We start from the raw sequence: 10084 nt of genomic DNA, 5'->3' as shown, positions 1-10084 counted from the left end.
GTCGTCCTTTGGTTGGTTGAGCGGCGGCTTACCACAGATTCGCGGCTCCGCCGATACCGATGAGACCGTCCGTCATCTCTTCCGGCATAGCAGGTTCCTGGCGCCATTCGCGAGGGTCGCCTCGTCCATACGGATTTTCATCTGCGCCCAATGGCGACATGATGTTGCCGCCAGAGCGCAACCGAGCCACACACGTCTTGAGCCTCTCCCATGTTTTAGCTTGATAGGGTAGATTGTTGCACCGGAAGGGGGCGATGCACCACTCATTTGGACAATTCGAACTTGATGAAGCTGCTCGCAAACTGTCGCTGACAGGCGTTGGGCAGAAAATCCAGCCGCTTGTTTTTGACTTGCTGGTGTACCTGGTCCGCAACGCGGGCAGAGTCGTCCCCAAAGACGAACTGATGGACGCTCTTTGGCCGGGTGTCATTGTGACTGAAGCTTCGCTTCAGCGCGTGGTCAGCCTCACCCGCAAGGCGCTTGCAGCGGGCGGGTTGCAGGACGCGATACACAGCTACGTTCGCCACGGCTATCGCTTCGCCATCGATGAGCCGGGGCTGGGATATGTGCAGCCTGCCTCGTTCCAAGGAGCCGACGATCTTGCTGAGGCGCGCAGGCTGGCAGCGGCACGCGATTGGAGCGCGGCTGCAAAACTCTTCGCCAATCTTGCAGAGATTGAAGCTCTCTCTTCGGCGGACATCGACCTTTGGGCTCTGGTCGTCGAATGTGGCGGGCGGCCAACCGAGGCGATCCCTGTGCTGGCTCGCGCTGTTGCGGCTCATATCGAGGCCGGTGATTTCGCGCGCGCCGCGAGATCTGCTGTCACGCTCGCCAAGATCCAGGCCGAACGCGGATCGGATGCCGTTGCGGAGGGATGGCTGGAACGTGCTGCTTCGCTTCTGTCTCAGTCGCCAGACGATAGTACGCAATCATATCTGCTCTGGATGAGATCGCGCCTTGCATCCTCGGGCGGTCGCCCGGAGGAAGCGCTTCAACTGGCGTCAGCCGCTCACGCGATAGCTGAAAATTGCGAAGATCCTGGCCTGCGAGCGCTGACCCTGACGTACAAGGGATTTTTCAATCTGGCCCTCGGCAAGATCGATGAGGGCAGCGAGCAGCAAAACCATGCGGCGGCGATCGCGTTGTCGAGTCAAGTCGACCCCATCACCGGTAGCCTGGTTTACTGCAATATCCTCTGGAGTTGCAGGACTTTTGCCGACTGGCCGCGTGCTCGCCAGTGGAGCGAAGGCTTTGAAAGCTGGTGCACCGCAAGTTTTGCGCAAACATCAGGAGCCTGTGACCTTCATCGTGCGGAAGTCGTCGCAGCGCAGCAGATATTGCCTGAGGCTCTCACCTGCATAAACGAGGCGCTTCCCAAACTCTCTGCGGAGGAATCCTGGTCGCTTGGCGAAGGCTTTCGCGTCCGTGGTGATATCTTCGCCATGATCGGCGATCTCGCAGCGGCGCGCGCCGACTACGATCAGGCCTATGCGCTCGGCTGGGATGCGGAACCGGGCAATGCCCTGCTGTTGTTCGAAACCGGCGATCTGGACGGTGCGCTGGCCGCACTTGATCGGGCTTTACAGGGGATGTCGTGGTTCCATCTTCAGTGACGCGGAAACCTGTTGGTGAACGCGGCCTGCATAGCGGCGCGCGGTGGGCGCTCAGCCCAAGCATCAATCTATCTCGCTGAAATAAATGCACAGCCAGAACGCTGGCGACAGCCGGCTACGCAGGCTTTGATAGCCGAAACCAAGGCTGCGCTTTGCGAGCCAGGCGACCTGAACGGAAATCGGCTTCTGCTACTGGCCCGGCAACTCTGGACCAGTACGGGCGTTGTTTATCATGCGGCGAGGGTTCGGCTACAGCTAGCGAAGGCATTGCTGAACTCGGGCGACATCAGCGGGCGAAGGTGGAGATCACTGCGGCAGAGAGATCGGCTCGCCACCTGGGATCGCAGCGATTGGAAGAGGAAGCTGCAATGCTTCGCCATAACCTTTCGCAAGATAGCCAGTCGCCTGTCGACGGCTCTATGCAAGCGCTGACTGCTTGACCCCTGCCCTCCTGCTTGCCTGGATGATCTGCTGATCACGTTTGTCAGCCGGCGACGGGAAAGATCAGCCAGAGATCAGCTCTGGATAAGGACGATCAGTCCCCCGAGACGTATTTTTTTCCCAGCCATGCAGACACCGCATGGCCATCAGCAGCGCCGGCGAAGGGTCGGCGCGAAAGTGAAAGGGAAAAATCATGAACCTCTTTGTCATCCGTCGCCCGAGCGCGTGGGCATCCATGCAGGAACTGGAAGCCGCCGGCGCGAAATCGGCAAAGGTCGCCAAGGAGCAGATGTCGGGCACGGTCAGCTGGATCCGCAGTTACGTTGTGCATGAACCCGATGGGCGCATCGGCACCTTCTGCATCTACGAGGCCAAAGACGGTGATGCCATCCGGGATCACGCCAAGCGCGTTGGCATGCCCGGGGAGGAATTCTACCCGGTTGCCGACACAGTCATCCTTCGGAACGATCCGATTTCGACAGCCGCCGCCTGACGACCTCCAGTCGCTGCCTCGCGTGGTCAACGTGAGGCAGCGTCGTCCAACCAGTAAGCAATGAACAGAACGGCGCTTGGAGCGGCCTGCCCGCATTCCCTGGCGCCGCGATTCCTGACCAGTGGAGAAAACGATGTTTCACTACCTAAAGCGCATTTCGATCGGGCTGAGGGCGCGCAGAGCCGAAAGGGCTTTGCGCGAACTACCTGACCATATCCTGAAGGACATAGGCATTCGCCGCGCTGCGATCTCCTACGCCGTTCGAGAGCATCTCAAGGACGATCGCATCTGAGTGCTGGCCATCAAATGGAACCAAAGACATGGAAATTCTCATAAACATGGCGAATATCATGTATGTGGTCGCCTACTTCACCTTGGATATTTTGCGGTTGAGGATCCTCACCACAGCGGCCGCAATCTGCCCCGCCGTGTATTTTTACAGCCAGCCGACGCCGCTCATGAACGTCGTCGGCTGGAATGTCTTCTTTGTGCTACTGAACCTAGTCCAGATTGGCCGCATTTTGAAGTCTCGCTATAACTGAAGCAAGGCTCGCCGACACGCTGAATGTTGGGTCAAATGCAGCTGCAGCCTGCTCCAAGTTGCTAGAGGCGGTTTGCCACGAAACCACGAAAAGCACCGTGATCGTCGCCACCGCCGGCGCGCTGCTCGGTGCCGTCATCGGCATTGAGTTGCGGTGCGGTGCGGTGCGGACCCTGTCGAGCTGATGTCTGCTTTCAGGCAAGGGTTAAGTGATACTCGGCGGCCGCTATCAGGCGCATCGCCGCCATTCGCAACGCGGACAATGAAGAAGGTCACCGTTGGGTCGAACTCCGTCTTTCGGAGCGATTTGGGCTTTGGGGAGCGAGAGCGGCTATCAGGGTCCTGAACGTGAACGGCTGGGCTCCCCTGATAGGGGCCCCACAAAGCCACCCCACCCCCGCTGCCGACTAACCCCGGCGGGGCTGGTGCCCGAGGCAGCCTACGATGGCACTTGCCTGTGCGTTCTTACTCGCGCAGGGGGCGCGTGCAGGAGGCTACCAGCGCGAGCCGAGCGGTGTCCGCGTTGCAGGCTCTGCGACCTCCAAGGCAGACCACGTGCCTAGCTGCCGACCAGCGGCACGGTAACGGTGGTCGCGTAGTTGATCGGGAAGGCGCTGAAGTAAGGGAAGTCGATGACGAAGGCATAGGTGGCGGTCAGATGCGCCATGCGGAAGCCACCGCTCGCCGGATCGATGGCGATCGTGACGTTCACATCCCTCATACCCAAGGCCTGCAATTTCTGTGTGGCGATGGATTGGATGTCGGCCTGGGTCAGCGTGTTCCGAAGCTGCAGCGAGCGTGATGACGTCTCCAACACATAGCGAACGCTGGACACGGAGTTCATCGACCAGCCGAAGGCGAAGATCCCGAACAGCAGCATGATGACGAAGGGCGCGATCAGCGCGAATTCCAACCCGGCCCCGCCCGATCGATCCCGCCTGAACGCGCTTGCCCTAGCGGACACGGATCATCTCCAGGTGGCCAATGACACTGGGGGCGGAAAAGGCGCCGAAGGTGAAAGGCGGCGTCCAGGTAGCCGATGCCTGGATCTGGACATAGATCGATGGCACCTTCGGTCCACTGCACAAGGTGGAAGCGTCGACCACGGTCGTCCCGCACATGTAAACCCGGCTTAGTGTGACCTGGCCATCCGCCGGCCGGTTCTCCCAGCTCGAAATGGCAACGGCCTGGGTCGCCGTATCATTGGTCGATCCTGCCATGATCAGGTTCGCGGCAGTCTTCACGCCGGCGCGCATCGACAGCGAGCTCGTCATATAGGACCAGCCATCGACGATGCCGAGCAGCGCCAGGCACAGGAAGGGCAGGACCATCGCGAATTCGACCGCGGCAACACCCGCATCATCACGCAGCATCGGCGTCGACCGGCGTTCCATGGAAGGTTACTCGACCAGCGCCACGGACTGCGTGGCCGGAATGTCGCCTATTCCGAGGCTCGTGCAATCCTGGTTGATGGTTGTGCTGCCGGACCATTGAATCGTTTTGGCGACGACCTGGGTGCAGCCGCTGTTGCCCGAGAAGTTGCCTAGATAATTCACTTGCTGTTTGGGGAAGTAGATGGCCCCGGTTAGCAGTGAATCCGCTGTGCCATTGAATGTGCTGGATGCGCTGTTGCCGGTCCTGTCGCCGTAGAACAGCACACCGGAATAGGTGCCAGAGGTCGGCGCGCTGAGCTTCACGGAGGCGTTGCCATTCATGCTGACGGTCGAACTGCCCGACATGAAGATGGTCACACCGCTGCCGATAATGGCCGCGTTGGCGTTTATCTTGAGATCGCCCTGAACGACATAGACGCCGGGCGAGAGGGTGACATTGCCCTTCAGCGTCATGCCGCTGCAATAGGTGCCTGGGCTCAGCGTCGCCTTGTTGTCGTTCTGGCAAGGGTTCGAGGCCGCTGGGGCCGGCAGGCTGGCAAATGGATCGGCGGCAGGCAGCGCCTGGGTGATCGGGGCCGCGCAGACTGTCGTGACGGGATTGCTGAGAGAGACGCCGCCCGCCGTTATCAGGCAATCGGCCTGGAGCCCCGCCGAGCCCTGAAGCTTGATGGCGTCAGAAGCGATCGAGTCGGACATGACCGAGCAGCCGATGAGCTTCACGCTGGTGTTGCCGGAAAACAGCGCCGCCTGCGAAGCGGATGGATCGAGCGCGAGCACGCAGGCCTTCGAGGCATCGGTGATGAGGGCTACCGCCCTCGCATGTTCGGGAACCTGGGCCTGCGTGAAGATCGCGGTGAACATCCGGTCGAGGTTCTGGCCAACGATGACCTCGACCGCTTTCTTCGCCGTATTCGGTCCGGACACTGGTGGCGTATTGACGACGATCGTGCCGGAGCCCAGCCCGTTTGTCGCGGCCGACTGGGTCGCGGCCGCAACGATCGCCGGTTTGTCGGAACCTGAGATTTGTTCGAGCGCCCCGGCAAAGGCCGCGGCATCGGCCGTCGCCTGCAGTCTCAGGCTGTTGTAGTACCAGTAGGAGGTCTCCACCCCGAAGCCTGCGGCGCCGATAACGATCGGCAAGGTCAGGGCGAAGATGGTGGCAACGTTTGCGTTCGTACCCCGGCATATGCCGTTCGCTATAAGCCGAATTCGGGTAAAGCAACTGAAGGTCATGATATGGATTAGAAAGCACGCATGTATGAACGAATGGCTAAAAAGTTCAGTTCATTTTTGATCAGTAAGCTATTGGTTTGCAAAAGAAAGGGTTCGTTGGCTGATCGAAGCGTATGCAAGGCAGCTAGGACGAAACAAAAAGCTTCCGTCCCGCGCAAACGATTGCCGGGATAGTTTACCATTCGCTAACAACGCAACGGCGGAGACGGGCGACAAGTGACCCGCTATGGAGCAGGATCGGATGGACTGCGTACGCGATAGGACTTGTGCGCCGACAAACTGACACCAAGTCCGTCTGGCGGAGTTGTTGGCGTCGTCGCATGGTCGCGGCAACGGCCGGCATTTACGCGCAATTAGAGTAAAATAGCGTTGTAGAGCGGTTTTGCTTTCAGGCGGAAAGAATTGGTGTCGACTCAGCGTTAGCGCCGGCCGACATTTCTCTCTGCACGGCCAAGAAGAACCTGCGCACTTCATCGCTGGCTGCAGTTCTGTCCCGGCCGGATCCAACAACGAGATCGAGCAACTCCGACGCCTTGGCCCTCCAGAACGAGGTGGCCGGCTCGCCATGCAGATTGCCGAGCTTGACGGCAACCTCCCTGACCAAAAACACCTGACGGTCGATCGGGAACGCGCGGACTTTTTCTGGAGACATCTTCCAAACCATGAACTGACGCAACGAATCAACCATTGCTGAACAAGCACTGGCGTAGCCGCCAAGGTGGAAACGGAAGCTTAACGGCACTGACATTGACGCGGCTCGTGCCGTCGTCGGAGACGAAAGGGACGCCATGATCCGGTCACGACATCGCCGTGTAGGTTCAAAGCGATCGTCGGCGTTTCAATCGGGACTGGCGAAGCGGTCAACTGCCTTCAGGCCTGAAGCGTTCTCGCCTCGCCGCCACGCTTGCGCGGCGTCATCATGTCCCTGGCCATCAGTCCGCTCGCACGACAAAACGCCATGAATGCCCGGCAGGCATCTTCGGTCTTGACCACGTCCACCGTGGCACCAAAGCAGGCGTTGAACGCCTTCTGATAGATCGGGCCCTGACGGCGCACAGGCCAGTCCTGAAGAATATCGAGCGCCTGTTCGACGCTATAAATCTCCTCGACTGGCAGGCCGGGCGCGGGTGCGATCCGCACCGGCACCTCGAATTGCAGTCTGTCCATTTCCCATCTCCCGAACTGGCGTCACCGATGCAACGCGGTTCGTCGTCAAAAGTTGGTTTGACCGCTTTTGGCTCAGAAATGTGTCGTCACTGCGGTGCGACCAATTGGTCGTCACTGCGGTCGCGACCACTGCGTGACCGCGACCGCCCGGAAGCCGCCAAGCTTACTGGTTCGCCGGATCTGTCTCCGCGTCGAAAGCCATGCGGGTGGCAGTGATCAGCACAAATATCGTCGGCACGGCGAAGATGCCCCCGAGAACAAGTGCCGCCATTGCCGACAGGCCGAGCGTCTCGGCAAGCGCCCAATAAACGGTTCCGATGCAGATGAGCGCCTGGACGGAAAGGAACGCGGCCGCCGAGGCGGCGCGCGACAGGGTTTTGAATGTCTTGATGCGTTGCATTGAAATAGTCCGGAAACGACGCGCCGCGCGATCGGTGCGCGGCCGACAGCCGCCGCACGATCACGACGCGAACAGGGATAGGTATGGTGTGAAGCTGCGGTCCTCGACCGCTCAGGCCGCGATGGTCGGCGGCCCGCGCGGCTGATGGGCATTTGCCCTGGGACCCGAGGGCGCTCCGTATCCCGAAATAACCGCTTTCGGCGAAGTCCGTTCAAGCCAAAGAAAAACAGCGTCGAGAACCGGCAAAGCGGCATGGCCGCTGGCGAACTTGACCAGGGCCGGCCGCGCGGCACGAACCTCCAGCGCCTGCGCCTTGCCGGTGACACGCAACAGCGCCGCCACCTCTCCAGACCGTTCCAGGCCGATGCTGGCGCCGCCCGATGCAGCGTCCGCGAAGGCTGGCACGTCCGGGCGGCCGAAGCACAGCATCGCCAGCAGCACCATGCCCATCAGGCATGAGCAGGCTGTCGTCAGCGGCGCTTCAAGCAATCTGGTGCGCTTGGCCGCCGTGAAGGGAAGCGGTCTCGAAAACATCACTCGCCCTAACGCACGATGGCCAGGAAGGAAAGCAAGCCGGGCAAAAGCCGGCAAGACATCGCCCCATACCAAGGTGTGTTGAGATTCAGGTCAGGCCGAGTTGAAAACGCTGGTTTTCGAGAACCGGAGCGGAGCGTACTTAAAGTACGTGAGCACCGAAAGCGCAGAAAACCAGCGTTTGCCGGCCGGCATCACCTGAATATCAATACGCCTTAAGGCGAATATCCCGAGATGCACGGCTGCATCGAGCAGTTCTTCCTTGAACCTTTTGCCCTCAAGTGCCAAATCTGGGGAGATTTTCACGTCGGCCCTCTTGCAGGGTCCTACCTAGCTATACGGACAAAATGGTCACCTACCTCGACGCCGCCACGGCACCACTCAGAAACACCGGCCAGATCCGCCTCTATGGCGAAGAAGGCTTTGTCGGGATGCGCAAGGCCTGCGATCTCACCGCGCGCTGCCTCGACGAACTGGTGCCGATGGTCGAGCCCGGCGTCACCACCGAAACCATCGACCGCTTCGTCTTCGAATTCGGCATGGACCACGGCGCGCTGCCGGCGACGCTGAACTATCGCGGCTACACCAAATCGTCCTGCACCTCGATCAACCATGTCGTGTGCCATGGCATCCCCGACAACAAACCGCTCAAGGACGGCGACATCGTCAACATCGACGTCACCTACATCCTCGACGGCTGGCACGGCGATTCCTCGCGCATGTACCCGGTCGGCACGATCAAGCGCGCCGCCGAGCGCTTGCTCGAAGTCACCCATGAATGCCTGATGCGCGGCATTGCGGCGATCAGGCCCGGCGCCCGCACCGGCGCCATCGGTGCCGCCATCCAGACCTATGCCGAGGCTGAGCGCTGCTCGGTGGTGCGCGACTTCTGCGGCCACGGCGTCGGCCAGCTTTTCCATGACGCGCCGAACATCCTGCACTATGGCAGCGCCAATGAGGGCGTCGAGATGCGGCCCGGCATGATCTTCACCGTCGAGCCGATGATCAATCTCGGCCGGCCGCATGTAAAAGTCCTGTCGGATGGCTGGACCGCGGTGACCCGCGACCGCTCGCTGTCGGCACAGTACGAGCACACGATCGCCGTGACCGACACCGGCTGCGAGATTTTCACGCTGTCGCCCAACAAGCTCGACCGCCCCGGCCTGCCGGCCTAAACTTGTTGCGTCGGTTCTTCCGGCCAGGAAATGCGGAGCGGCTTGTGGGGACAGGAAGTGATGACGACGAGCGAGGTTTCTTCTCCGAAGTGCCGATCCGGCCTCCCGCGAAGGCCAAGTCGAGCAAGGAAAAACCGAGCGAGGAAAAGCCGCATTATCTCGGCCATCGCGACCGTTTGCGCGAACGCTTTGCCTCGGCAGGTCCGGACGCCCTGCCCGACTACGAGCTTCTGGAACTTCTGCTCTTTCGCCTGATCCCCCGCGCTGACACCAAACCGGTCGCCAAGGCATTGCTGGCGCGCTTCGGCACGCTGGCTGAAGTGCTTGGCGCCCCGGTTGGCCTGCTGCAGGAGGTCAAGGGCATCGGCCCGGCGGTGGCGCTCGATCTGAAGGTCGTCGCGGCGACTGCACAGCGCATGGCGCGCGGCGAGGTCCGTGGCCGCGAAGTCCTTTCCTCATGGACGCAGCTTCTCGACTACTGCCGCTCGGCAATGGCGTTCGAGGAGCGCGAGCAGTTCCGCGGCCTTATGTAGCAAACGCACCAACTTCCCGCACGACCTAAAGGGTGGGTTCCCATAAAATCCGGGGATGCCAAGAGTTGCTCCCATTGTCCGCTCCACCCGATACGAGCACGCTATCAATACGCTGGTGGCGAAGCGCGCGGAGATTTCCGGCGCAATCCGGTTCAAGGGTGCGGACCTGGCTGACCAGCTACAGCACATAGACGCGGTGCTGTTGATCCTTGGCTATAAGGGCGACCCGGCGCAGATCGTGCCACTACGGCGCAAGCCCAACCGCTTCCGCAAGGGCGAGCTTTACCGCCTTATCCTGAAGTGCGAGGCGGAAGGCAGCAAGGCTAACAAGGAAACGGCCCAGCGCATTGTTCAAATGAAGGGCTGGGAACCCTCGCTTGTCGAGCCAATCAGACAGTGCGTCAACACCGCGAAGGTCCGGCGAAGGCGTAAGGCCAAGACAGCGGAAGCGGGCGAAGTGTTGATTGCCACTGAGAACTGACCCGGCAACCCAGGATATTTCCACCGAGAATTGACCCATGTTTGAACCTTGCCCTGCGTGTTTTCAGCGGGGGCTACGG

The 10084-nt window shown here is 60.7% G+C and carries 14 protein-coding genes and 1 pseudogene; 7 read left to right on the top strand and 8 right to left on the bottom strand.

Annotation, left to right across the window (positions count from 1 at the left end):
- Positions 1-254: 254 nt before the first annotated feature.
- The 4 genes from ACFFNA_RS16725 (at position 255) to ACFFNA_RS16710 (ending at position 3089) form a co-directional block, all read left to right on the top strand.
- Positions 255-1613, top strand: a complete 1359-nt coding sequence (locus tag ACFFNA_RS16725; RefSeq protein ID WP_378919951.1) for a winged helix-turn-helix domain-containing protein — start codon at positions 255-257, stop codon at positions 1611-1613.
- A gap of 634 nt (positions 1614-2247) precedes the next feature.
- A complete protein-coding gene (locus ACFFNA_RS16720) occupies positions 2248-2547 on the top strand; it encodes a DUF4242 domain-containing protein (protein ID WP_378919950.1) in 300 nt (99 codons plus the stop codon).
- A gap of 133 nt (positions 2548-2680) precedes the next feature.
- A complete protein-coding gene (locus ACFFNA_RS16715) occupies positions 2681-2839 on the top strand; it encodes a YjiS-like domain-containing protein (protein WP_378919948.1) in 159 nt (52 codons plus the stop codon).
- 28 nt (positions 2840-2867) lie between these two features.
- Positions 2868-3089 carry a hypothetical protein gene (locus ACFFNA_RS16710; protein WP_378919946.1) on the top strand — a complete coding sequence of 74 codons (222 nt, stop codon included), beginning with the start codon at positions 2868-2870 and terminating at the stop codon, positions 3087-3089.
- Between the two features lie 558 nt (positions 3090-3647).
- On the opposite strand, the gene ACFFNA_RS16705 is transcribed toward ACFFNA_RS16710, so the two are convergent.
- The 8 genes from ACFFNA_RS16705 to ACFFNA_RS16670 all read right to left on the bottom strand — a co-directional run bounded on the left by ACFFNA_RS16705 (position 3648) and on the right by ACFFNA_RS16670 (position 8122).
- Entirely contained in the window at positions 3648-4052 is a 405-nt protein-coding gene (locus tag ACFFNA_RS16705) for a TadE/TadG family type IV pilus assembly protein (RefSeq protein WP_378919944.1), read from the bottom strand.
- Entirely contained in the window at positions 4042-4482 is a 441-nt protein-coding gene (locus tag ACFFNA_RS16700) for a TadE/TadG family type IV pilus assembly protein (RefSeq protein ID WP_378919942.1), read from the bottom strand. The genes ACFFNA_RS16705 and ACFFNA_RS16700 overlap by 11 nt, the downstream gene beginning before the upstream one ends.
- 6 nt (positions 4483-4488) lie before the next feature.
- Positions 4489-5715, bottom strand: coding sequence for a pilus assembly protein TadG-related protein (locus tag ACFFNA_RS16695; protein WP_378919940.1), 1227 nt, complete (start codon positions 5713-5715; stop codon positions 4489-4491).
- A 388-nt stretch (positions 5716-6103) separates the two neighbouring features.
- Positions 6104-6463: a DUF6074 family protein gene (locus ACFFNA_RS16690; RefSeq protein WP_378919938.1), complete on the bottom strand. Its 360-nt coding sequence runs from the start codon at positions 6461-6463 to the stop codon at positions 6104-6106.
- A 122-nt stretch (positions 6464-6585) separates the two neighbouring features.
- The gene (locus tag ACFFNA_RS16685; protein WP_378919936.1) at positions 6586-6882 is read right to left on the bottom strand and encodes a DUF982 domain-containing protein; all 297 of its coding nucleotides are present in this window, start codon (positions 6880-6882) and stop codon (positions 6586-6588) included.
- Positions 6883-7045: 163 nt separating this feature from the next.
- Positions 7046-7282, bottom strand: coding sequence for a hypothetical protein (locus ACFFNA_RS16680; protein WP_111546254.1), 237 nt, complete (start codon positions 7280-7282; stop codon positions 7046-7048).
- 111 nt (positions 7283-7393) lie between these two features.
- Positions 7394-7816, bottom strand: a complete 423-nt coding sequence (locus tag ACFFNA_RS16675) for a hypothetical protein (RefSeq protein WP_378919934.1) — start codon at positions 7814-7816, stop codon at positions 7394-7396.
- Positions 7817-7909: 93 nt separating this feature from the next.
- Positions 7910-8122: a hypothetical protein gene (locus ACFFNA_RS16670; protein ID WP_378919932.1), complete on the bottom strand. Its 213-nt coding sequence runs from the start codon at positions 8120-8122 to the stop codon at positions 7910-7912.
- Between the two features lie 41 nt (positions 8123-8163).
- Here ACFFNA_RS16670 and map point away from each other — a divergent pair, with 41 nt between their 5' ends.
- The 3 genes and pseudogenes from map to ACFFNA_RS16655 all read left to right on the top strand — a co-directional run bounded on the left by map (position 8164) and on the right by ACFFNA_RS16655 (position 10005).
- Positions 8164-8991, top strand: a complete 828-nt coding sequence (map, locus tag ACFFNA_RS16665; RefSeq protein WP_111546251.1) for a type I methionyl aminopeptidase — start codon at positions 8164-8166, stop codon at positions 8989-8991.
- Between the two features lie 44 nt (positions 8992-9035).
- Positions 9036-9512: pseudogene (locus ACFFNA_RS16660) on the top strand (UPF0758 domain-containing protein); the annotation flags it as partial.
- A gap of 127 nt (positions 9513-9639) precedes the next feature.
- A complete protein-coding gene (locus ACFFNA_RS16655; RefSeq protein ID WP_378919930.1) occupies positions 9640-10005 on the top strand; it encodes a hypothetical protein in 366 nt (121 codons plus the stop codon).
- Positions 10006-10084 lie beyond the last annotated feature (79 nt).

This window comes from Mesorhizobium kowhaii, from assembly GCF_042431665.1.
GTDB classification, from domain to species: domain Bacteria; phylum Pseudomonadota; class Alphaproteobacteria; order Rhizobiales; family Rhizobiaceae; genus Mesorhizobium; species Mesorhizobium kowhaii.
Note: the sequence above shows the minus strand (reverse complement) of the source record. Positions and strands in the feature narration are given on the sequence as shown.